15 protein-coding genes are annotated in these 22,415 nt (G+C 64.6%); 11 read left to right on the top strand and 4 right to left on the bottom strand.

The window, feature by feature from the left end; translation table 11 throughout:
- Positions 1–201 precede the first annotated feature (201 nt).
- A complete protein-coding gene (locus AC6H0R_RS13090; RefSeq protein WP_497581797.1) occupies positions 202–1,857 on the top strand; it encodes a methyl-accepting chemotaxis protein in 1,656 nt (551 codons plus the stop codon).
- Between the two features lie 59 nt (positions 1,858–1,916).
- Here the strand turns inward: AC6H0R_RS13090 and AC6H0R_RS13095 are convergent, their stop codons facing one another.
- A complete protein-coding gene (locus tag AC6H0R_RS13095; RefSeq protein ID WP_497581798.1) occupies positions 1,917–3,125 on the bottom strand; it encodes a TraB/GumN family protein in 1,209 nt (402 codons plus the stop codon).
- A gap of 323 nt (positions 3,126–3,448) precedes the next feature.
- On the opposite strand from AC6H0R_RS13095, the gene AC6H0R_RS13100 reads away from it, so the two are divergent.
- Genes AC6H0R_RS13100 through AC6H0R_RS13110 form a run of 3 tightly spaced genes read left to right on the top strand, consistent with a single transcriptional unit; the run spans position 3,449 to position 8,908 of the window.
- On the top strand, positions 3,449–5,290 hold the full coding sequence (locus AC6H0R_RS13100; RefSeq protein ID WP_497581799.1) for a PAS domain S-box protein: 1,842 nt from the start codon (positions 3,449–3,451) through the stop codon (positions 5,288–5,290).
- Positions 5,287–5,691 (top strand): response regulator, encoded by a 405-nt coding sequence (locus AC6H0R_RS13105; protein WP_497581800.1) that lies wholly within the window; start codon positions 5,287–5,289, stop codon positions 5,689–5,691. Before AC6H0R_RS13100 ends, AC6H0R_RS13105 begins: the two co-directional genes overlap by 4 nt.
- A 7-nt stretch (positions 5,692–5,698) precedes the next feature.
- Positions 5,699–8,908 (top strand): two-component system response regulator, encoded by a 3,210-nt coding sequence (locus AC6H0R_RS13110; RefSeq protein WP_497581801.1) that lies wholly within the window; start codon positions 5,699–5,701, stop codon positions 8,906–8,908.
- A 74-nt stretch (positions 8,909–8,982) separates the two neighbouring features.
- Here AC6H0R_RS13110 and AC6H0R_RS13115 read toward each other — a convergent pair whose 3' ends face one another.
- Positions 8,983–10,629, bottom strand: coding sequence for a methyl-accepting chemotaxis protein (locus AC6H0R_RS13115; protein ID WP_497581802.1), 1,647 nt, complete (start codon positions 10,627–10,629; stop codon positions 8,983–8,985).
- A 661-nt stretch (positions 10,630–11,290) separates the two neighbouring features.
- On the opposite strand from AC6H0R_RS13115, the gene AC6H0R_RS13120 reads away from it, so the two are divergent.
- From AC6H0R_RS13120 to AC6H0R_RS13135, 4 genes are all read left to right on the top strand, one after another.
- Positions 11,291–12,850 (top strand): Nramp family divalent metal transporter, encoded by a 1,560-nt coding sequence (locus AC6H0R_RS13120; protein WP_497581803.1) that lies wholly within the window; start codon positions 11,291–11,293, stop codon positions 12,848–12,850.
- Between the two features lie 163 nt (positions 12,851–13,013).
- The gene (locus AC6H0R_RS13125; RefSeq protein WP_497581804.1) at positions 13,014–13,658 is read left to right on the top strand and encodes a DUF502 domain-containing protein; all 645 of its coding nucleotides are present in this window, start codon (positions 13,014–13,016) and stop codon (positions 13,656–13,658) included.
- Positions 13,655–14,179: a thioesterase family protein gene (locus AC6H0R_RS13130; RefSeq protein WP_497581805.1), complete on the top strand. Its 525-nt coding sequence runs from the start codon at positions 13,655–13,657 to the stop codon at positions 14,177–14,179. Before AC6H0R_RS13125 ends, AC6H0R_RS13130 begins: the two co-directional genes overlap by 4 nt.
- 66 nt (positions 14,180–14,245) lie before the next feature.
- Positions 14,246–15,874, top strand: coding sequence for a methyl-accepting chemotaxis protein (locus AC6H0R_RS13135; RefSeq protein WP_497581806.1), 1,629 nt, complete (start codon positions 14,246–14,248; stop codon positions 15,872–15,874).
- 1 nt (position 15,875) lies between these two features.
- Here the strand turns inward: AC6H0R_RS13135 and AC6H0R_RS13140 are convergent, their stop codons facing one another.
- Complete coding sequence (locus AC6H0R_RS13140; RefSeq protein ID WP_497581807.1) at positions 15,876–18,524, bottom strand: chemotaxis protein CheW; 2,649 nt, start codon at positions 18,522–18,524, stop codon at positions 15,876–15,878.
- A gap of 277 nt (positions 18,525–18,801) precedes the next feature.
- Between AC6H0R_RS13140 and AC6H0R_RS13145 the strand changes: the two genes are divergently transcribed.
- Genes AC6H0R_RS13145 through AC6H0R_RS13155 form a run of 3 tightly spaced genes read left to right on the top strand, consistent with a single transcriptional unit; the run spans position 18,802 to position 21,619 of the window.
- Positions 18,802–19,590: a (Fe-S)-binding protein gene (locus AC6H0R_RS13145; protein ID WP_497581808.1), complete on the top strand. Its 789-nt coding sequence runs from the start codon at positions 18,802–18,804 to the stop codon at positions 19,588–19,590.
- A complete protein-coding gene (locus tag AC6H0R_RS13150) occupies positions 19,590–20,996 on the top strand; it encodes a LutB/LldF family L-lactate oxidation iron-sulfur protein (RefSeq protein WP_497581809.1) in 1,407 nt (468 codons plus the stop codon). Before AC6H0R_RS13145 ends, AC6H0R_RS13150 begins: the two co-directional genes overlap by 1 nt.
- Positions 20,993–21,619 (top strand): LutC/YkgG family protein, encoded by a 627-nt coding sequence (locus AC6H0R_RS13155; RefSeq protein ID WP_497581810.1) that lies wholly within the window; start codon positions 20,993–20,995, stop codon positions 21,617–21,619. Before AC6H0R_RS13150 ends, AC6H0R_RS13155 begins: the two co-directional genes overlap by 4 nt.
- A 297-nt stretch (positions 21,620–21,916) precedes the next feature.
- Here AC6H0R_RS13155 and AC6H0R_RS13160 read toward each other — a convergent pair whose 3' ends face one another.
- Positions 21,917–22,138, bottom strand: a complete 222-nt coding sequence (locus AC6H0R_RS13160; protein WP_497581811.1) for a hypothetical protein — start codon at positions 22,136–22,138, stop codon at positions 21,917–21,919.
- Between the last annotated feature and the right edge of the window lie 277 nt (positions 22,139–22,415).

Here is a 22,415-nt window from a genome sequence, read left to right on the forward strand (position 1 = left end):
CGGGCCGGACGCGGCGTCCACAGTGGCTTTGTGACGATACCGCACGCGCCGGGCCAAACACGCTGAACTTGCCCCCGGCAGGGGTCGTGAGCCATACCGTCTGAACATGCCCGAAAAGTTTCCCTAAAGATCGGGCATTGGCGGCCGAAAAAGTGGCAAGAACAATCAGATATTCCGTACCCCGCAATACGGAGACTCCCCATGCGAATCAATCAGCCGTGCACCAACGTCGAAACAGAGGTGCCTGACGGGCGCTTCATCTACAGCCGTACCGACACCAAGGGCATGATCGAACAGGCCAACGACCTGTTCGTCGAGTTGTCAGGCTTCAGTCGCGAGGAGCTCATCGGCCAGCCACATAATCTGGTGCGTCACCCAGACATGCCCACGGATGCCTTCGGCGACCTGTGGGGCAGCCTCAAGGCCGGCAACCCGTGGGCAGGCTACGTCAAGAACCGGCGCAAGGACGGCGGCTTCTACTGGGTGCATGCCTTCACTTCGCCGGTGCGCGAGAACGGTCAGGTGGTGGCCTATGAATCCGTGCGCAGACGCGCGCCCAAGGAGATCATTGCAGCGGTCGAACCCGCCTACCGTCGCATGCGTGAAGGCGCCGGCCTGACCGTCGAGCGTGGTCGCGTGGTGCGCAAGGGCCTGTTCGGCAAGATCGGCGGCATGTCACTGGCCGCCAGGCTGCAGACGGCGCTCGGCGTGGTCGCCCTGTTCGCACTGCTGATTTTCGGTCAGGGGCTGACCGGCCTGCTCGCCAGCGAGGCAGACGACCGCCAGATCAAACTCGCCGGTCTGATCGTGACCTTCAGCGCGATGCTGATCATCCAGGCCTATCTCGCGGTTTTCCTGATCCCGCGAACCATGCGTGATCTGGGCTCCCTGAGCGAGGCGATGTCGGCGACCCAGCGCGACGGCGATCTGCGCCGGGTCGTTCGGCTGAGCCGACGCGACGAGATCGGACGCATCGCCGACGCCTACAACGCGATGATGGCCAACCTGCAGGCCATCATGATCAACGTACAGGGCGCGGCGCGCGACACCAAGGGCCAATCCGAAGCGGTCTCGCACTCCATTGACGACATGTCCAAGAGCGCCAACCTCGCCAGCGAGGCCGCTTCGTCCACCGCCGCTGCGGTGCAGCAGGTGACAGTGGCCATCAACGAGGTTGCCAACAACGTGCGGGAAGCCTCTGCATCCGCACGCAAGAGCGCCGACGATGCACAACAGGGCATATCCACCGCCGAGCGCGCGGCAGCGCAGATCCGCGAACTGGCCAGCAACGTGCAGGACACCACCACGACCATGGGGCAGCTGTCGAAGTCGTCGGCCGAGATTGGCAAGATCGTGGCAGTCATTTCCGACATCGCAGCACAGACCAATCTGCTCGCGCTCAACGCCGCCATCGAGGCCGCACGCGCCGGCGAATCGGGCCGTGGTTTCGCTGTAGTGGCAGACGAGGTGCGCAAGCTCGCCGAGCGCACCAGCCAGTCGACTACCGAAATCACCACCATCATCGACGCACTGACCGAAGAGACCGACACCGCCGTCGCCGCGGTCGACCGCGGCCAGCAGCAGGTCGAGCTCAGTGTCGAGGAAGTCATGGCAACCGCGCAGGCGCTGGCCGAGATCAAGGCTTCGGCCGAACATACGCTGGGACTGATCGACGGCATCGAACTGGCGACCAAGGAGCAGTCCATCGCCGCCAACGAGATTGCCACCAACGTCGAGCAGATCGCCCAGCGCTCGGAAGACAGCGCCAACGCCGCACTGGACATCTCCAACGCAGCGGGCTCATTGGCCGACGTAGCAACCGGGCTGAACGAAACGCTGGCGCGCGTGCGCGTCTAGCGAGCACCGGCCCCCACCCCTGCGGGCACGCGCAGCGGTGGGGGCCGGTTCGACGCGACCTATCCGCCGTCGCCGACCAGGTGCCCGAAAATGCGCGCGCCGCCGACATAGGTGCCGACGGCCGAGCCGAGCGTGGTGAACAGGAAGACCAGTAACACGCGCGAAACGCGGTTGCTCCACCAGCCCCGCCACTGCATGACATCGCGACGCAGCGTGGCGAAATCGCCGACCTGCGGCTTGCGCAGGAAGATTTCGGTGGCAGCGGTGACGAAGCCGATACCGATGGTGGGATTAAGCGAAGTCAGCGGTGCGCCGACGGCTGCAGCCAGAATGGTCAACGGGTGGCCCAGCGCAATGATGCCGCCCAGCGCAGCCAACCCGCCGTTGATGAGCACCCATTCGACCACCATCTGCATGCCGACTTCCGTATTGCGCGAGAAGCCGATGATGAAGCCGATCAGTATCACCGCCACGATGACCCACGGCAGCACCTTGGGCCAGCGCGCGCGCGGCGGCGCCTGTTCCAGTTCGGTGATGACGGCCTCGGGCGCCGGCTCGGTCTCGGACAGATGCTTTTCGATGCCGGCCAGGTGGCCCGCGCCAATCACCGCCAGCACGCGACCACTGCCGCGTTCGGCGGCCAGCCGGCGCAGATGTGCGGCCATGTAGCGGTCGCGCTCCTGGATGACCGGGCGGTAGAGCGATTCGGACTGCTCGGCAAACTCGCTGAAGGTCGATTCGAGCATGTCGCCCTGCTTCAGCCGCTCGATTTCGGCCTCTTCGATCTTCTCGCGCGTGAGCACGCTGGAGAGCAGGCCTCCGATCAGCTCGGTGCGGCGCCACCACGGAATCGACGCGTAAGTGCGGCGCAGCGTCAGGCCGATGTCGCGGTCGATCAGCGCCAACGGCAGACCACGGTCGAGCGCGCCGTCTATGGCCGCGCGCAGTTCGGCGCCGGGCTCGATGCCGTACTGCTCGGCGATGCGCATCTGGTAGGCCCCGAGCGCGAGGCTGGCAGCGACCATCGCGACCTGACGGTTCTTGACCACACTGAACAGATCGAGCCGACCCATCGCATCGGGGTCGAACATGGCACGCTGGCGGCTCTCGCACAGCTCGACGGCAACGGCATCAAAGCAATCGGTGGCGAGCAGATCACGCACCGCCTGCACGCTGGCCGGAGAAACGTGGGCCGTGCCAAGCAGCACGATTTCAACCTCACCCAGACGGACGATGCGGTGAGGCTCTGAAGCGAGGAGTTCTTGCATGGAGTGCGCTGCCATGGGGTCCAGCGCGCCATGCTATCAGAGCCGAAGCACCGCACCGCAGCCAAGCACAGAAGGAATCGCCCGAAGTGTGGCAAATCCTTTGCTGTAGCCGAATTGCGGCTTTACCTGAACAGCATGTCACCTATACTGACGGTTACATTTTTGAGCGACGCGGCAATCGCGTCGCCGAGATGGTGCGACAGAAGTGGCAACGAGCGGACCACCGCGCATGCGGCTGTTCCGCGGCCCGCAAACCCTCCCGCAAGCGCGGCCTCCCGCAGTGGAATCGGCTGCATGCGACGGAGTCCCACTCAGAGGCAGGCATGCTAGCCAGAGCATCCAGGCTGTTGCTGGAACATTCGCCGGATGCACTCGTCGTGCTTGCGCCGGACGGGGTGATCGCACACTGGAACGTCGGTGCAGAAACGATTTTCGGCTACCCGGCTGAAGAGGCGCTCGGCCAGCCCCTGATCGCCCTGGTCGTACCGCCTGCACAGATCGACGAAGAGCAACGCCTGTTCCGGGACGTACTAGCCGGCGAACACGTCACGTTTGAATCTATCCGCCGGCGCAAGGACCATTCGCTGGTCTATGTGTCGATTTCCAGCAAGCTCGTGCACGACGCCCCGGACCGCACACCCTATGTGCTGGTCAGCAATCAGGACATCACGCAACTCAAGGTGCGCCGCGATGCGCAACTGGTCGATGCCCGTTATCACGATCTGCTGGACTCGATGCCGGACGCCATCGTCATCGTGAACATGACCGGGCGCATCGTGTTCTCCAACCACCAGGCGGAGATGCTGTTCGGTTACGACAAGAGCGAACTGCTCGGGCGGCCGGTGGAAGAGCTGATGCCGCAGCGCTTTCGCGAACCCCATGTCGGCCACCGTTCTCACTACTTCGGCCAACCGCGCACGCGTGCCATGGGCATGGACCTCGACCTGTTCGGGCTGCGCCGCGACGGCAGCGAATTTCCGCTCGAGATCAGCCTGAGCCCGCTCTCTACGGACGCAGGCGCGCTGGTGCTCAGTGCCATTCGCGACACCAGCGGGCGCAAGAAGGCCGAAGCAAAATTCCGCGGCCTGCTTGAATCCGCGCCCGACGCGATCATCATCGTCGACCAGGAGGGCTGCATCTCGCTGGTCAACTCGCAAGCCGTGCAGCTGTTCGGCTACGCGCGCAATGAAATGGTCGGCAACCCCATCGAAATGCTGATGCCGGAACGCTACCGCTCGCAGCACCCGACCCACCGCAACGGCTTCTTCCGCGATCCGCGCCTGCGCCCCATGGGCGTCGGGCTGGAGCTCTATGGGCGCAAGCGGGACGGCACCGAGTTTCCGATCGAGATCAGCCTGAGCCCGCTCGAAACCGAGGAAGGCATGCTGGTATCCAGTGCCATCCGCGACATCACGGATCGCAAACGCTTCGAACAGGCCCTGCAGGAGAAGAACGTCGAACTGGCCCGCGCAAACGCGGCCAAGGACCACTTTCTCGCCGCGATGAGCCATGAGCTGCGCACACCGCTGAACGCCATCATCGGCTTCACCGGAACCTTGCTGATGAAGCTGCCCGGCCCGCTCAACGCCGAGCAGGAAAAGCAGCTGCGCACCGTGGCAAAGAGCGGGCAACACCTGCTCTCGCTGATCAACGACCTGCTCGACCTCGCCAAGATCGAGGCGGGCAAATTCGAACACGCACTGGAACCCACTGACCTGAGCGAACTGGTCCACGAGGTCGTGGGCACGCTGGAGCCGCAAGCCACTTCGAAGGGGCTGGATCTGTTGGTTGAGTCGCCTGACGGCCCGTGCTTCATCGACACCGATCGCCGACTGGTCAGCCAGATCGTCATCAACCTGATGCAGAACGCCATCAAGTTCACCGAGCGCGGCAGCGTGCGGGTCACGCTGAGCGGCGGCACGGGTGAGCGCACGACCATCCGTATCGAGGACACGGGACCCGGCATCAAACCCGACGACCTCACACGGCTGTTCGCGGCGTTCTCCAGAATCGAGGGCGCTCGCGGCAAGACCAGCGAAGGCACCGGACTGGGCCTGCACCTGAGCCGCAAACTCGCAGAGCAACTGGGCGGGCACATCGAGGTGCACAGCACCTTCGGTGAGGGCAGCGTGTTCAGCCTTGTTCTGCCGGAGGCAGGAACATGAGCGCACACATTCTGGTCATCGAAGACAACCCGATCAACATGGAACTCCTCGTGTACCTGCTGCAATCGCGCGGCCATGCCGTCTCGACTGCAGCCAACGGCGCGGAGGGACTGACGTCGGTCAGCCGACAGCGCCCCGACCTGGTGATCTGCGATCTCGAAATGCCGGTCATGGACGGCTTCGGCTTCCTCGAAGGGCTGCGCGGGCAGCCTGCCCTGCGCGACATTCCGGTGATCGCGGTAACGGCTTCATCCATGCCCGATGATCGCCGACGGGTCATGCAGGCTGGATTCAATGGCTATTTCTCGAAGCCGATCACGCCGGAGACCTTTGTCGACGACGCCGAAACCTATCTGCGCACGCCATCACAGCCGCGCAACGATGCAACACCGGAGACCTGAGCACCCCATGGCGAAGATCCTGATCGTCGATGACAACGCCGCCAACCGCGAGCTGATCGTGACCCTGGTCGGCTACGACGGGCACGAGGCGCTGCAAGCCGCCGACGGGGCAGAAGCGCTGGTGTTGGCTCGCGCCGAAAAACCCGACCTGATTGTCTGCGACATCCTGATGCCGACCATGGACGGCTACCAGTTCGTGCATCTGCTGCGCGCCGAACCGGAGATCGCCACGACCCGGGTGATCTTCTACACCGCGAATTACCACGAGCGCGAAGCGCGCGAGCTGGCTCACAAGCTCGGCGTGCGGCGCATCATCACCAAACCCTGCGTTCCGACCGACGTCATTGCCGCCATTGACGCGGAGCTGGAGCACGACGAGCCCGCCCAGGAAGGCTCAGGCAACGGCACCTTTGGCGTCACTCATCAGCGCGTACTAACCGACAAACTCGCGGCCAAGGCCGCCGAACTCGAACACGCCAACCAGCGCCTGGCAGCGCTGACCGAGCTGAATCTGAAGCTCGCGGCAGAACAGGACGTCGCGGCCGCCATGGACAGCACCTGCCGCGGCGTGCGCGAACTGCTGGGTGCCGGCTATGCCATCGTCTGCATCGAACCGAACGGTGGTCGCAGTCGCAATCAGTGGCGGGCAGGGTTTGCGCCGGCCTCGTTCGACCGCCCGGAGTCGGACACGCTCACCGGCCAGGCATTTGCCAGGGTGATGGCGCAGCGGCGCTCGATGCGCAGCCGCAGCCAGGACGGCGTACACGAGGGCATCGAGCTCCCCGCGGACTTCCCCACCGTCGAATCCTGCATGGTCGCGCCGATTGCGTCCGCGCTGTCGGTGTTCGGCTGGGTCTGCCTGCTGAACAAGATCGGCGCTCAGGAATTCACGCACGACGACGAGTGGGTCGCCAACGCACTGGCCAGTCAGGCCGCACACATCTACGAAAACCGGGATCTGAACCGTCGTCTCGAGGCACGCGCGACCGACCTCGGCATGGAAGTGCGCAGCCGCATGCAGATCGAACACCAGCTGCGGCGCGTGCTGCGCGCAAGACGCGTCATGGCCGAGTGCAACCGCACCCTGGTGCGCGCGTCCGACGAAGGACACCTGCTCCGGGAGATGTGCCGCCTCATCGTCGAGCATGGTCACTACCTTCAAGCCTGGACGGCACTGACGAAACCCGGACACGACGACCTCCGGGTCGTCGCCTGTGCCGACCAGACCGAAACCCTCGGGCGCCTCTGCCGAGCCGACGCTGACAGCCCGGCCGACACACTGGCCCTGCAGGCGATGAGCACCCGGTTGCCGAAATTGCTGCGCGCCCCGGACGATGCCGACGGCACGGGCCGGCACACCGCCGCAATCCCGCTGCTTGCCGGCAAACAGCGGATCGGCGTGCTGTGCCTCGCGAGCGAGGAGCCCGGCGCCTTCGACAACGAAGAGATCGACCTGCTACTGGAACTGGCCGACGACATTGCCTACGGTGTCGATTCCCTGCGTACGCGGGAATTGCACCGGCAAGCCGAAGAAGCACTGCGTCTGCGCGAACGGGCAATCGAATCAAGCATCAACGCAATCGTGATCAGTCGCACCGATCCGACGAACGACAATCCCGTCATTTATGCCAACGCCGGATTCGAGAAGATGTCCGGCTACCCGGCCAGCGAGATCCTCGGTCGCAACCTGCGCCTCCTGCTCGGAGAAGACGTCGAGCAGCCCGGCATCGCCAGACTGCGCGACGCAATCCGGACCGGCCATGACGCACGGGTCACCCTGCGCAACTATCGCAAGGACGGCTCGATGTTCTGGAGTGACATCGCGCTGTCCTCGGTACGCGACGCTGCCGGGCGGATCACGCATTCCATCTCGGTCTTCAACGACTGCACCGAGAGCAAGTCCTACGAAGTCGAGCTTGAACGCCAGGCCAACCACGACGCACTGACCGGTCTGGCCAATCGCAATCTGCTCGGCGACCGCATCGGGCAAGCGCTGCTGCACGCGGAGCGTACGGGGGCGAACGTAGCCGTGATGATGCTTGACCTGGACCGCTTCAAGCGCGTCAACGACGGGCTGGGGCACGCCGACGGCGACCTACTGTTGCAGGAAATGGCGCAGCGGCTGCGCCGCACGGTGCGCGGCGATGACACGATTGCACGGCTCGGCGGCGACGAGTTCGTCATCGTCGCGCCGTCGATCTCATCCGAAAACGACGCAGTCATGCTCGGCCGCAAGATCCTCGACGCGCTGTCACAGCTGATCAAGCTGTCCGGGCACGAGCTGCGCGTCACCGCCAGCCTGGGCATCACGCTGTATCCGCGCGACGGCAACAGTGTCGAACAACTGCTCAAGAACGCCGATCTGGCTATGTATCGCGCAAAGGAATTGCAGCGTGGCAGTTTCCAGTTCTATGCACCCGATCTGAACACCCGCGTGGTCGAACGCATCGAACTCGAGAACGGCTTGCGCAGGGCGCTTGAGCAAGACGAGCTGGAACTCCACTACCAGCCCAAAGTGGATCTGCGCAGCGGCCGCGTGACCGGTGCCGAGGCCCTTGTGCGCTGGCGCTGCCCGTCGCGGGGGCTCGTGCCGCCCGACGCCTTCATTCCGCTGGCCGAAGAAACCGGGCTGATCGTGCCGATCGGCGACTGGGTCATCCGCAGCGCCTGCCGCCAGCTCGGCGCCTGGCGCGCGCAGGGGCACACCGACATCCGCATTGCGGTCAACGTCTCGGCCCGACAATTCACCGACGAAACCTTGCCGGGGACGCTGGCCGAATCGCTCGCGCACTACGAAATCCAGCCGCAGGCCTTGAGTGTGGAAGTGACCGAAAGCGCCATGATGGAGAACCCGGAGCGCACGATCCGCATCCTGACCGCGCTGGCAAAGCTGGGCGTGGGCGTGTCGCTCGACGACTTTGGCACCGGGTATTCCAACCTGACCTATCTGAAGCGCTTCCCGATCGGCAGCATCAAGATCGATCGCTCCTTCATCGAAGACATCACGCGTCCGAACGGCACGGCGATCCCGCTGATGGTGATCTCACTGGGTCACAGCCTCGGTCTCACCGTCATCGCGGAAGGCGTCGAAACGGCCGAACAGGCGGAGATTCTCCGCCTGCATGGCTGCGACGAAATGCAGGGCTTTCACTTCAGCCGGCCCGTTCCGGCCGACGACTTCACCCGCCTGCTCGCTGACGCCAACCGCCCCGGCTGACCCCACCAGACGAAAAAAGGCCCGGTACGCGCCACCACTGCGGCGCATACCGGGCCTTCGCTTACGCCCAGCGGTCAGACGCGGAAGCGGCCAACCAGGGTGCGCAGCGTCGCGGCGAGGTTCTCGAGGTGGTGGGCCGCCTCGGAGGTTTCCCGCACGGCCTCGTTATTCTGCTCGGCCATTTGCGCAATGCTCTCGACGTTGCGCGCGATGTCGTTACTGGCTGCGGTCTGCTCCTTGACCGACGAGGTGATCTCGCCAACGCCGTCCGTAGCGCGCTCGACCGAACTGGTGGCCTCGGCCAGCAGCGCGACCACCTGCCCGACACGCTCCTGACTGCTGGCCAGGGAGTTCAGCCCCAGCTCGATGCTCTTCTCGACGCCTTCAGACTGCTCACCCAAGGTGCGCGTAACCACGTCGATCTCGCTGGCCGCTGCGCCGGATTTCTCGGCCAGCTTGCGCACTTCGTCGGCCACCACGGCAAAGCCACGGCCGTGTTCGCCGGCGCGCGCGGCCTCGATGGCGGCGTTGAGCGCGAGCAGGTTGGTCTGGTCAGCCATGTCCTTGACCTGCTTGGTCATGCTGGTGATGGCCTGACTGCTGCGTACGAACTCGTCCACCGAACTGGCGATTTCCTTGACCGCGCTCTCGACGCGATTGACCTCGGTCAGCAATTCGTTGAGCCCGCGGTTGCTGTTGGAGGTCAGCTTCATGCTCTCGCGGGACAGGACCAGCACTTCCTCTGCGCCCTGCGCGACCGACGAGATCGATACCGTGATCTCCTCCACCGCGGCCGCGGTGGATGCAGCCGACTCACTCTGCGCCTGCGAGCTGCTGGCTACGCCGGCAGCCGTCGCAGACAGCTCGGTGGAAGCCGACGACACCTGATCGGAACACTCCGAGACCTGACGGATCAGCTTCTGCAGGTTGTCCATGAAATGGTTGAAATAGCGCGCCAGTTCGCCGATTTCATCCGAACGCGAATCGGGCAGACGCTTGGTGAGGTCACCATTGCCACTGGCCAGCTCGGACAGCGTGCTACTGACTTCACGCAGCGGCTTGGCGATGGTGCCGGGCAGGAACACACCGACCACCACGCACAGCGCAATGCCGGCCAGCGACACGCCGATCAGCATCGCGCGGGCTGCGACATAGGAAGCAGCCGCTTCCTCACGATACGAGGCCAGGCGCGCTTCGAGGCGCTCTTGCTCACGGTTGAGCACTTCGCGCATGGCATTGAACTCGGGCTCGCCCTTGTAAACGGACATGGCCATTGCGGCGATCGCGTCGGATTGCGTGCCGTTACGCATGGTGTTGATGACTTCCTGCGAGGTCGCCTCCCACACCCCGGCAAGTTGGTCAAACTCGGCCAGCGCGGCGCGCGCCTCGTCATCACCCATCAACTCGGCGTACTTCTTCACACGCTCGTGAGTCTGCGCAAGGTTCTCGTTGTAGTCCTTCTCGAAGGTCGCGAAGAAGTCCGAGTCGGCCTCCACCGACAGGATGCTGCGCTCAGACACCAGCGCCTGCTGAAGGTCACGGTCGGAATTGAGCAGGTTGTCCTGCGCCAGCATGTAGCGCTGCGACAGCGCATCGACGCGGTCGTTGAGCGTCGCAAGACGCGTCACCCCGATCACGCTGATCGCGATCAGCATCAGGGTGATCAGTGCCAGCGGTACCAGCAGCTTTACGCGCACCGGAGCGTTGTTTACGACATTCATGATCCTCTCCCAATCGTTGTTGCAAGCGACGGTTCGTTCACGGTTGTGGCCGGGCGGACGCTTCATGAACATCGCTTACGGCAGACATGTCAGGAACTTTAACCAGAATTCCAGCCGGGCCCCGCCTCAGTCTTGAGGATTCGTGCACAAGGCAACGCAGATTTCTTATAAACACAGCTTATCCATGGATAACCGGCCCTTTAGAAACAAAGACTTTCATACACACAAAAGGAACTTTTATGTTTCAATTCGGCCCTCACGTTGCTTACGGCTTCCTTACAAGATCCGAAAGCAGCCCGACCAGGCGAAGCAAAGACGCTCCCGCCTGATCGAAACCGGAACGATTCGTGCCGCCTACCCGGTGACCACGAACCCTTCTGCAGACGGCGAACCCGCCTGCACATCGCCGGGAGGCGACAGCGAACCGGGGCCTCCCGGATCGGCCACTGTCCTCGACCGCAGCTTCGCTCACCCGCCGTCCAGCGGGTAGCGCGGTTTCTGCGGCCAGAGTCCGGGGCCAACAACACATAAAAATGATTTCCCGTGTCACGTCACGCGGGAAGCACGCGGAAGAGTTATCAACGGCGCGCCCCTATGGCCGCCACGATTCGATGCCCGGCCGGGCAACCGGCCGGCGTATCAACGCAAGGAGAGTCATCCAATGTCATCGAGTAACCAAACGGGCGCCCTCGACGCGGGTGTCGTTCAGGGCGGCAGCGCAGCGCCCGGCCAGACCGGCGGCAAGTCCGTCCACATTCCGGAAGTCGAGAAGCTCGAACTGCCGGATATGTCCCCCCTGAGCATGTTCAAGCACTTCGGTCCCGGCATGCTGCTGATGATGACCGGTATCGGCACCAGTCACCTGGTGACCGCGCCGGTCGCCGGCGCCACCTTCAGCTATGCGCTGATGTGGTCGGTGCTGCTGGCCTTCATCATCAAGTACTACGGCTTCCAGATGTCGTTCCGCTTCACCAACGCCACCGGCAAGTCGGTGATGGACGCCATGTGCACCACCAAGGGCAAATGGGCCATCTGGTACGTGTTGTTCATCACCATCGCGCAATGTGCGATCGGTCAGGCCTCGCGCGTCGTGGCCGCCGCTGCGGTGATGTACTTCCTGTTTACCGAGCACCTGGGCTGGGGCTTCGCCCTGTGGCAATACGGCATCTTCGTCGGCCTTTCCAGCTGCGCGCTGGTGCTGTCGGGCCAGTACAAGGCGCTCGAAACGGCGACCAAGTTCCTCGTCATCGCGCTGGTCGTGACCACGCTGGTGGTGTTCTTCTGGAACCCGCCGAGCCTTGAGGTCTACAAGTTCTTCATCGCGCCGCATCCGGAATTCGGCTACATGCCGCCGGGCTCGCTGCTGTTCCTGGCTGCCTTCCTGGGCCTGCTGCCGACCGGTATGGACGTTGCACTCCAGTCGTCCGAGTGGGGCAAGGCCAAGAAAGCCGGTCTGCCGATGCTGCGCAAGACGCTGGAGGCAAACGGCGTTGCCGGCAAGTTCGACTCGTTCAACCCGCGCAAGGAAGACCTGACGGTGCACATGGACCGCCTGTCGCCGCACGCGCAGGAGTACTGCCGTCGCTGGTTCAAGATCGGCAACATCGACTTCGCAGTCGGTCACTGGGTGTCTTTCTGCATCGCCGCCATCTTCATGATGCTGGCCGCGATGTACCTGTACCCGGCCGACGTGAAGGGTGCTGCCGTCATGGGCACGCTGGCACGCATGTTCACCGAGTCCATCGGCCCCGGCATGATGTACGTCTTCATCATCGGTGCCTTCGCCGCCTGCTACTCGACCGCCATCAACTACTTTGACGGCTGGCCGCGTGTCGTCGGTGCCTGCTGCCGTAACCTGTTCCGCAAGACCGCGGACCTGTCCGGCATCGAAGACCCGAGCCCGGAAGCCAAGAAGTCGCTGGCCTCCGAGTACAACATCTGGCGCATGACCATGATGTACTCGCTGATCGGCTCGTCGGCCATCATCTACGGCTTCGAGCGCCCGGTCATGCTGGTGCTGATCGCTTCGGCCATGACCCTGCTGTTCTCGCCGGTGATCTTCTATTACGTGTATTCGTTCTGCCTGAACGTGATCAAGAAGACCGACACCGTGTACTACCCGAGCGCGCTGGTTCGTGCCGCTTCGTGGATCACGCTGGTGCTGTTCACCCTGGCCACCGGCCTGGCGATTTACTCGCAGCTCGGCAAGTTCCTGAAGTAATTCCGCGCAGGGCTTCGCGCCCTCACGCGTGATCCGGCCCCGGAGCTTGCTCCGGGGTCTTTTTTTGTTTGGCCCGCGGCCCCGAGGCCCGCGAAAACCGGCTATCTGTTGCACAATCGGAAGCTACTCCGCACACGCGGCCCCGACTCCGAAGAGGACCCCCATGGGCGTCATCACCAAGAACATCCTGACCGGCCTGATCACCATCCTGCCGATCACGCTGACCATTTACCTGCTGTACTGGCTGGTCACGTCCAGCGAGCAAGTACTGGGCACGCAGCTCGCCCAGATGCTGCCGGACGGCATCTATCGCCCCGGCCTGGGTGTCGCGGCGGGGCTCGTCCTGTGCTTTCTGGTCGGCATGCTGATGCACACCTACGTCATGCAGCGGCTGTTCGCCTGGAGCGAAGGCCTGTTTGTGAAACTGCCGATCATCCGCAGCGTGTACCCGACCATCCGCGACTTCTTCGAATACTTCTCGCCGATGCGCAAGAAGGACTTCCGTCAGGTCGTCGCCGTGAAGCTGCCGGAGAACGGCCTGGAAGTGGTCGGGCTGGTCACGCAGACCGACCGCAACCGCATGCCAAGGAACTTCGGCGAAGCCGAGGACAGCGTGCTGGTGTATCTGCCGATGAGCTACATGATCGGTGGCTACACGGTGGTGGTGCCGCGCGCCAACGTGCGCGAACTCGACATCACCATGGACGAAGCCATGCGCTTCATCCTCACCGCCGGCGTGACCGGCATCAGCCCGCGCAAGAAGCCGTCCGCCCCCGCCGCTACGCCGCAAACAGCCGCAAAACAGTGACCGACCACGCAGCCGACATCACCCCGCTCGACGATTTCCCGCCCGAGGCGCTGCTGACCGCGCAGGGGCGGGTGCTCGACGAATGGCTGGACCACAACGGCCACATGAATGTGGCCTACTACCTGCTGGTTTTCGACCGCGCGACCGACTGCTTTCACGCCCTGTTGGGCAAGAACGCGGACTACATCGCACGTACGCAGTGTTCGACCTTCGCGCTCGAGATGCACCTCACCTACCAGCGCGAACTGCTGCCGCGGGCACCCTACAAGGTGCTTACGCGACTCGTCGATCACGACCACAAACGCATCCATCTGCTGCACCACATGGTGCACGGCGAGGAAGGCTGGCTGGCCGCCACCAATGAGTCGATCAGCATGCACATCGACATGACCGCGCGCCGCTCCACGCCCTTCCCCACGGAAATCACGACCCGACTCGAACACCTGACCACCGCCCAGGCAGCCCTGCCACCGGACGAGCATGTCGGCCGGCGCGTGGGCATCCGCCGCAAAAGTGGCTAAAGCCTGGGCCGTTCGGGCCGATACTCAGTAACCGGCGACTCCACCGCCACCTCAGAGAGCACCACCATGAATGCATTCGACAATCTCGGCATGCGCGCCAAGCTGTTCTGGTTCGCCGGCCTCACCGGCGGCGTACTGGCGATTGCCATCGCCTTCACGCTTTTCCAGGTACAGCGCATCAGCAGCGAGACCCGCGCCATCGCCGAGCAATCACTGCCGGGCCTCGAATCCGCCTCCCAGCTCAGCCAGTTGCGCCTGCGCTACCGCGTGCGCAGTCTCGAATACCTGCTGCCCGACCCGCCCGAGAACGCCGCCAAGATCGAGACCTCGCTCGAATCGCTCAACGATCAGCTGGTCAAGGCCTTCGGCGAGTACCGCTCACATGTGCGCACACCGGAAGAGCAGACCATGCTCGATAACGCCGTTGCCCGCGCCAAGGCCTATCACGCCGCCGTCGGCCAGGCCCGCGAGCGCGTGCGCGCAGGTGACATCGACGGCGCGCAGAACCTGCGCCGCACGGTGTGGGTGCAGGAAGCCAATGGCGTGCGCGACGCCATCGACGCACTGGTTGCCTTCAACAAGAAGGACGCGGATGAAGCCGCGGCGCGCGCCGAAGCCGAAGTGGTCAGCACCCTCACCTGGGGTGTCGGCGCAGCCGCGGTGGCCGTACTGATGACCATCGTGCTGACGCTGATGATGGCGGCACGACTCGGTGGTCGCCTGCGCGAAACCGTGGAAGCCGTCGAGCACATCGCCAACGGCGACCTGCAGGCCCCGCTGCCGTCCGGCAGCGACGACGAGATCGGTGCGCTGATCCATGCCGTCGCGGCCATGCAGAAATCGCTGCGTCAGGCCATCTCGCTGACCCGCGACAGTGCCAATCAGGTTGCCACCTCGGCCCGCGAACTCAAGCGCAGCGCATCCGAAGTGCAGTCCAGCACCTCGGCCCAGAGCGGTGCGGCGGCGGCGATTGCGGCCAACGTCGAAGAACTCACGGTGTCCATCTCGCATGTGGCCGAACGCACCGGCGACGCCAGCGAGCTGGCTGCCGACTCTGATCGTCAGGCACGCGACGGCCGCGAGACCATGGGCCGGCTGGTGGCCAACATGAAGCAGGTCGACAACGTCGTCGGCCAGGCCGCGCGCCAGATCGCCAGCCTCGAAGCGCAGTCCGAGAAGATCTCGCGCATCGTCGCGGTGATTCGCGAAATCGCCGAACAGACCAACCTGCTGGCGCTCAACGCCGCTATCGAGGCCGCGCGTGCAGGCGAGGCCGGCCGTGGCTTTGCCGTGGTGGCCGACGAGGTGCGCAAGCTCTCCGAGCGCACCGCGCAATCCACGCAGGAAATCGCCACCATGGTGTCCGAAGTGCAAGGCTCCACGCGCGAAGCGGTGGCCGGCATCGAGCGCGGCGTGTCTGCCGTGCAGGCCAGCAGCGACGAAGCCGGTCAGGCCAGCGACATCATCGGCAAGCTGCAGGGCATCGCGCAGGAAGTTGCCGTGATCGTGTCGGAACTCGATTCCGCGCTGCGCGAGCAGTCCATGGCCTCGGCCGAAGTAGCCCGTCGCATCGAGGAAATCGCCCAGCAGGCCGAGGAAACCAACAGCACGATGGAAGCCTCGGCCGCCAGCGCCGAAGAACTGGACGCCACCGCCGACCGCATGATCGGCGTGGTCCAGCGCTTCCGCGTTTAAATCACGCAGCTTCCAGCGGGAGCGGCGGCAGGATCGACACGTCTCCGTTGCCGCGTGCCGTCGTGGCGGTGGCCAGCCGCCGCATGATGGCTTCGAGCGACAACACCACCAGGATGTCCCGTCCCGGCGATGCCGGGTCGGGGCGCACCAGACTCTCGGTCATCGACGCACCCGACTGACCGAGCATGGCCGGCACCGGGTCGATGCGCCCGACCGGAATCTCCGGAATATCCCCCAGTTCATCCACCAGGATGCCGAAGCGCAGATCCTGCTCCGGCATGCCCAGCACCACCAGCTGCCCCGGTCCCTTGAGACCCGGCTTGCCGGGCAGCAGCGGCGTAAGGTCGAACACGCTGATCGGGCGCCCCTGATACATGGTGCAGCCGCGTACCCACGGCGGCATGCCCGGCACCGGCGTGATGCTGCAGCGGTCCGCCGCCTCGATCACATGCGCGGCGCGCACGCCGTACCAGCTGCTGCCGATGTAGAAGGTGGCGATCTCCAGCGCATCCTCGGCACCGGCCGGGCGTGTCATGTACTGGCCCGAAGCGCTGCGCTCGCCTTCGCGGCTGCCGGCCGACAGCACACGGTCGGACAGCGGCACCAGCACCAGCGCGACCACGTCATTGCGGTACGCATCCTCCGCGCTCTTGTATTCGCGATAGCCGGCCGAGGTACGTGAGCCCACCGCGTAGTAGCGCCCTTGATGCGACACCACGTTGGCGCAGGCTTCGCCCGCCGGCAGATCAAAGAAGGACCGCCCGATGTCGAGCTTGGCACCGATCGGCAGCGCCTCATCGGTGCTCGCCACGATGCGCCCGTCGCGTTCCGCGAACACCGCAATGGCGCCATCGACGATGTGCCCGTCTTCAGTACGCGGCAGCGCGTCACGCAGCATGGCGATGAACTGCGGCGTGGAATCGAACACGATGGCAATGCCGCCCACGGGCTGCGCTTCCGCGTCCGGCGAGCGGATCGCGGCGGAGTACACGTAGGTTGATTGGCCGCCGTACAGCGCAGATGACACGAAATCGGACACGCAATAACTCTGCGTATCCGGCAGCGCCAGCGTCTCGCGCACCCAGTCGGCGTGCAGCGTCTCGCCGACCATGTCGGCGTAGGCCGGGTTGGAGACGGCCACGATGCGCGCCTGCGCATCGAACACCAGCAGGTTGGAGTACACCGTGTACAGCCCATTGATGGTCTTGAGGATGCCGGTCAGGCGCTCGCGCTCGGCCGGCTCGAAGGCACGGCCGGCCGCCAGCGATTCGCGGAAGGCGCTGGTCAGCGCCCACCAGCGGCAATCGTTGGCCCGCTCGTAGAGGTTGCGGTCCATGATGTCCATGGCCAGCGAGGCCTGCGACGCGCAGTCGTAGAGCACCGAAGACACTACGGTTTCGTACAGGTTGGTGGTCGATTCACTGAACACATTGCGGGTGCGCACGCCGGTGCTGCCGATCTCCCACAGCAGCACCTTGGCAAACGAGCCGTTGAGCGCATGCGCGTCGCGGGTGAGCCACAGCGTGCCGTTCCATACCGCGCGGTTGAGTTCGTGCTGGATGCGCGTGGCGCGCAGCGGAATGTCACGCAGCGCCTGCGAGAACAGCGTAGTGGTCTCGAGCACGCCTTCGCGCAGCTGCGCGGGCACGGCTTCCAGCTCGTGCGCCACCGCCATCTCGAAAGCGTGGTTGAGCGGCGCCAGTGCATGGCCCACCCAACCCGGCCCCATGTAACCCTGATAACCCTGCGAGGCACGCGTGGTGGCCAGATACTCGCGTCCGGCAAAACGCACGATGCGCGCCTCGTCGCCGTCGCAGCATTCGAGTTGCGCGCCAATCGGAAACTGATACGGGTCGCTGCTGGAAATCACGCGGCCATTGCGGTCGAGCAGCGTGATGACGGTCCAGTCGTCCTCGGCCAGCAGGCCGTCGAAGATGCGCGCGCATTCGTCGTGGAAACGGAAGCACAGACACAGCACGCCGACCGGGCGCGAGCCATCGGCCGACATCACGCGGTAGGCGTAGATCAGCGGCGCATCCTCATCCGGCAGCAGGTCGGTCTTGCGGAAGACCTCGACGTAGGGCTCCTGCGTCTTCAGTGCCTCGCGGATCAGGCTGTCGGTGGATTCGGCCACCGGATTTTCGCGGTCGAGCTGTGCCAGCACCTTGCCGTCGGGCGAGAGCAGGATGATGTTGTGATAGACGGAGTACTTCTTCACGTACTCGTCGAAGCGCTCGACCAGCGCGGCGACGCGGCTGCGGTCACGCGCCACGTGAGCGTCGCGCATGACCTCCTCGGCAAACGCGCACACGTCTTCGTCGGTAGCCAGAAAGCCGATGTCGGCGGTGCGTTCGAACAGGTTGCGCACCAGGATGTCGATGGCCACGCGCGCGTCCGAACCCAGACTGCGCACGGCCTTCTTGCGCAGTTCGCGCGCGAGCTGGTCGAGCAGTTCGGCCGCGAGGTCGTTGAAATCGGAACGCATGCCGGTGATGTCGGTGCCGGCGCACAACAACTGGCCCAGCAGCGTGAGGTTGTCGTACACGCTCTGGATTTCGCGCAGCTTGCGCTGATCCTCATGCAAGCCGCTCATGAAGCGGGTGAGGTAGGCCAGATCGGCCACGGAACGCTCAGACTGGCGTCTTTTCATGATGAGGCTCCCTGCGGGCGTCATTGCCCGGTGATGGCAGCGAACCACGATGTCCGCCGCTGTAAGCATCTGTTCAGCAAAGCGCATGCCCGCCGGAAACACCCTGAAACACGCTTCCAGCGCGGTTTTGCGCTCGCTTTACGTGCATCCATCGGGCGCAGCGCACCACCCCGGTGCAGCCCGCCTCCACGGCCTCAAGTGCGGAATATCACGGATTCGCCCCGGCCTGACGCCTTGCTACACTGACCGCAGTCCAGCGTTCCTTCCGGAGACTCCCATGTCCGCCCCCACCGCCCCGCGCCCGCGCGTAGGGCTGTTCGCCACCTGTCTGATGAATGTCTTCCGGCCCAGCGTCGGCTTTGCCTCGGTGAAGCTGCTGGAAGAGGCCGGCTGTATCGTCGACGTGCCGAGCGCCCAGACCTGTTGCGGCCAGCCCGGCTACAACAGCGGCGATTTCGACGCCGCCCGCGCACTCGCAAAGCAGGTCATCAACACCTTCGAGCAGTACGAATACGTGGTGGGCCCGTCCGGCTCATGCATGGCCACCATCCGCCACGACTACCCGGCGCTGTTCGACGAAGAGCCCGAGTGGAAGGCCCGCGCCGAGCGCCTGGCCGCCAAGAGCTTCGAGTTGATGTCCTTCCTGCACGACGTGCTCGATGCAAAAACGCCTGACGGCGTCCGCTTTCCGCACAGCGCCACCTACCACGACTCCTGTTCCGGCCTGCGCAGCCTCGGCATCAAGGGCCAGCCGCGCGCCCTGCTCGCCAACGTCGAAGGCCTGGCGCTGCGCGAGATGGCCGACACCGAGGTGTGCTGTGGCTTTGGCGGTACCTTCTGCGTGAAGTACCCGGAAATCTCCACCAAGATGGTCGACGACAAGATCCGCAACGCGCTCGACACCGGCGCCGAAGTGGTGCTGGGCGGCGATCTGGGCTGCCTGATGAACATCGCCGGCCGACTACGCCGCATCAACGCACCGATGCGCGTATTCCACACCGCCGAGGTGCTGGCCGGCATGGCCAACGGCACCGGAATTGCGGGCGACGGAAAGGAGCTGGACTGATGGAAATCCGCTCCCGCGAATTCCCCAAACGCGCCGTCTTCGCCATCCACGACGCCAACCTGCAGCAGGCGCTGGACCGGGCCCGCGACGGCTTCATCGGCACGCGCGCTGCGCGCGCCGCCGAACTGCCCGAGTTCGAGCAGTTGCGCGAAGAGGCCAAGAACCTCAAGAACCACATCCTCGAAAACCTCGACTTCTACCTGGAGAAGTACGAGGCGGCCGTCACCGCTGCCGGTGGGCACGTGCACTGGGCGCGCGACGCTGCCGAAGCGCGCCGCATCATCCTCGACATCTGCAAGCGCCGCGGCGCCAAGACGGTGTGCAAGGGCAAGTCCATGGTGTCGGAAGAGATCGGGCTGAACGAGGCGCTGATCGACAACGGCATGGAAGTGGTCGAGACCGACCTCGGCGAATACATCATCCAGCTCGCCGGCGAGCCGCCTTCGCACATCATTGCGCCGGCCGTGCACAAGACCAAGAAGCAGATCACCGAACTCTTCGCGGCTTCACACAATCGCAGCCCCAAGACCACCGTGCCGGATCTGGTGAACGAGGCGCGCGAGATCCTGCGCGAGAAGTTCTTCCAGGCCGACATCGGCATCACCGGCGGCAACTTCGTGATTGCCGAAACCGGCTCCTCGCTGATCGTCACCAACGAAGGCAACGGCGACCTCACCCAGACGCTGGGCAAGGTGCACATCGTCACCACCGGCATCGAGAAGGTCGTGCCCACGCTCGACGACGTCACGCTGCTGCTGCGCCTGCTCGCGCGCAGCGCCACCGGCCAGGAGACCGAGAGCTACACCACGCTGTCCACCGGCCCGCGCCGCCCCGAGGACATCGACGGCCCCGAGGAATACCACGTGGTGCTGGTGGATAACGGCCGCTCCAAGATGCTGGCCGGCAAGTTCCGCGAGATGCTGCGCTGCATCCGCTGCGGCGCCTGCATGAACCACTGCCCGGTGTATGGCTCGGTCGGCGGCCACGCCTACGGCTGGGTGTACCCCGGCCCCATGGGCTCGGTGCTCACCCCGCTCATCAAGGGCCTCGACAACGCCTACGACCTGCCCAACGCCTGCACGCTCAACGGCCGCTGCGGCTCGGTCTGCCCGGTCAAGATTCCGCTGCCCGACCTGCTGCGCGAACTGCGCCACATGCAGCATGAGCGCAAGATCTCGCCGCCCATGCAGCGCCACGCACTCAAGCTGTGGCGCTTTGCCGCCACGCGCCCCGGCCTGTACCACTTCGGCGAGCGCATTGCCGCCCGCCTGCTCGCACTCACCGGCAAGCACAGCCGCATCCACAGTCTGCCGCTGGCCGGCGGCTGGACCGATTCGCGCGACCTGCCCGCCCCGCCGGGCAAGACCTTCATCGACCAATGGAAAGCCCGCAGGGGGCAGAAATGAACGCACGCCAGGCCATCCTCGGCTCCATCCGCAACGCGCTCAACCGGGGCACGCTCGACACCGACAGCCGCGCCGCCCTCGACGCCCGCGTGCCCGCCCACACCCGGCCGGCGCAGGACGAAGACCCGGTCGAGCGCTTCGTGCGCAAGTTCGAAGGCCGCGCCGGCACCGTGGCACGCATCGCCAGCCGCGATGAAATCGTCGCCGCCGTCGAGGCCTACCGCGCCGCCCACGACCTCAAGAAGAAAGCTGCCGTCGGCGGTGCGCTGCGCGAACTCAAATGGCCGCGCGGCTGGCACAAACACCACGACGCCGCCGGCATCGACGAAGCCCTGTCGGTCACCACCTGCTTCTGCGCCGTCGCCGAAACCGGCAGCCTGATTTTCGCCTCCGGCCCGGACAACCCCATCACCCACAACTTCGTGCCGGACGACCACGTCGTCGTGCTCGAAACCAGCCAGATCGTCGAACACTTCGAAGACGCCTGGGTGCAGCTGCGCCAACGCGGCATGCCCCGCGCCACCAACATCGTGTCGGGGCCGTCCCGCACGGCGGATGTGGAGCAGACGATTCAGCTCGGCGCGCACGGGCCGCGGCGGGTGCACGTCATTCTGTTGGGCTGACGCTCCGCCGCGTAGGGACGGCCCAGCCGCGAGCAACACATCACGCCCATTGCACCGCATTCCCTGTCATTGCGAGCGCAGCAAAGCAGTTTGGCTGCGCTCGTTCTTTACTGAATCTCGCCTCTACCCACTGATCGGCTGCTCTCGCAAAGCGCAGCGCTATCCCTGCGTAACCCGCAGCAGGAGAGCACTGGGTGGGGTGACAGGCATGGATTGACGCTATCATGCGGCGCAATGCCCTTCGGTTATTGCGCCCTAAGGGTGCTCAAACGTTAGGCCGCGCAGGCCACCCTCTCCTCAGCACCAGTCACTGAGAACAGCCAGCATGTGGGAGCCGCTGCAAGACCTACTTACTTCAAAGAGCCCGTTGAGCGGCGTGATCTTCTTAATCGTCGGCGCAATACTCGGCGCGGTCGTCAGCGCGTACTTCAGCGTTCGAGCGCAGCGTCCGAGGCTAATAATCAGCGGCGGTGGTGGCGGGGGCAATAAGGAAAACCAACGCTGGTCGATTTCGATCATGAATCGCCCGACATTTTTCGGTGTGCGATTCGCAGGAGAGACAGCGAGCGACCTTCAACCTTGGATAAGGCTCAAAGATCGACCGCAGAGTCACTACCCACTTGCTTGGGCACGTCAGCAGCATGGCCACCATGTCGCAATTGAGGCCGGGCAGTCACAGTCACTAGTGACCTGCCCCCAGTTTTAGTACCGCTGCCTACTTAGTAGGCCCTGGGGTTGAGATGAGTGTTTCTTCCTTTTGTTGCTGCTTCCCGGCGCGCCAGTTGGCGGCAAACTC

Source organism: Pseudazoarcus sp. NS36, from assembly GCF_059703705.1.

Coding starts and splice junctions, on each gene's coding strand:
- AC6H0R_RS13090 (WP_497581797.1), top strand. CDS start 202: ATGCGAATCAATCAGCCGTGCACCAACGTCGAAACAGAGGTGCCTGAC.
- AC6H0R_RS13095 (WP_497581798.1), bottom strand. CDS start 3,125: ATGCAAGAACTCCTCGCTTCAGAGCCTCACCGCATCGTCCGTCTGGGT.
- AC6H0R_RS13100 (WP_497581799.1), top strand. CDS start 3,449: ATGCTAGCCAGAGCATCCAGGCTGTTGCTGGAACATTCGCCGGATGCA.
- AC6H0R_RS13105 (WP_497581800.1), top strand. CDS start 5,287: ATGAGCGCACACATTCTGGTCATCGAAGACAACCCGATCAACATGGAA.
- AC6H0R_RS13110 (WP_497581801.1), top strand. CDS start 5,699: ATGGCGAAGATCCTGATCGTCGATGACAACGCCGCCAACCGCGAGCTG.
- AC6H0R_RS13115 (WP_497581802.1), bottom strand. CDS start 10,629: ATGAATGTCGTAAACAACGCTCCGGTGCGCGTAAAGCTGCTGGTACCG.
- AC6H0R_RS13120 (WP_497581803.1), top strand. CDS start 11,291: ATGTCATCGAGTAACCAAACGGGCGCCCTCGACGCGGGTGTCGTTCAG.
- AC6H0R_RS13125 (WP_497581804.1), top strand. CDS start 13,014: ATGGGCGTCATCACCAAGAACATCCTGACCGGCCTGATCACCATCCTG.
- AC6H0R_RS13135 (WP_497581806.1), top strand. CDS start 14,246: ATGAATGCATTCGACAATCTCGGCATGCGCGCCAAGCTGTTCTGGTTC.
- AC6H0R_RS13140 (WP_497581807.1), bottom strand. CDS start 18,524: ATGAAAAGACGCCAGTCTGAGCGTTCCGTGGCCGATCTGGCCTACCTC.
- AC6H0R_RS13145 (WP_497581808.1), top strand. CDS start 18,802: ATGTCCGCCCCCACCGCCCCGCGCCCGCGCGTAGGGCTGTTCGCCACC.
- AC6H0R_RS13150 (WP_497581809.1), top strand. CDS start 19,590: ATGGAAATCCGCTCCCGCGAATTCCCCAAACGCGCCGTCTTCGCCATC.
- AC6H0R_RS13155 (WP_497581810.1), top strand. CDS start 20,993: ATGAACGCACGCCAGGCCATCCTCGGCTCCATCCGCAACGCGCTCAAC.
- AC6H0R_RS13160 (WP_497581811.1), bottom strand. CDS start 22,138: ATGATCGAAATCGACCAGCGTTGGTTTTCCTTATTGCCCCCGCCACCA.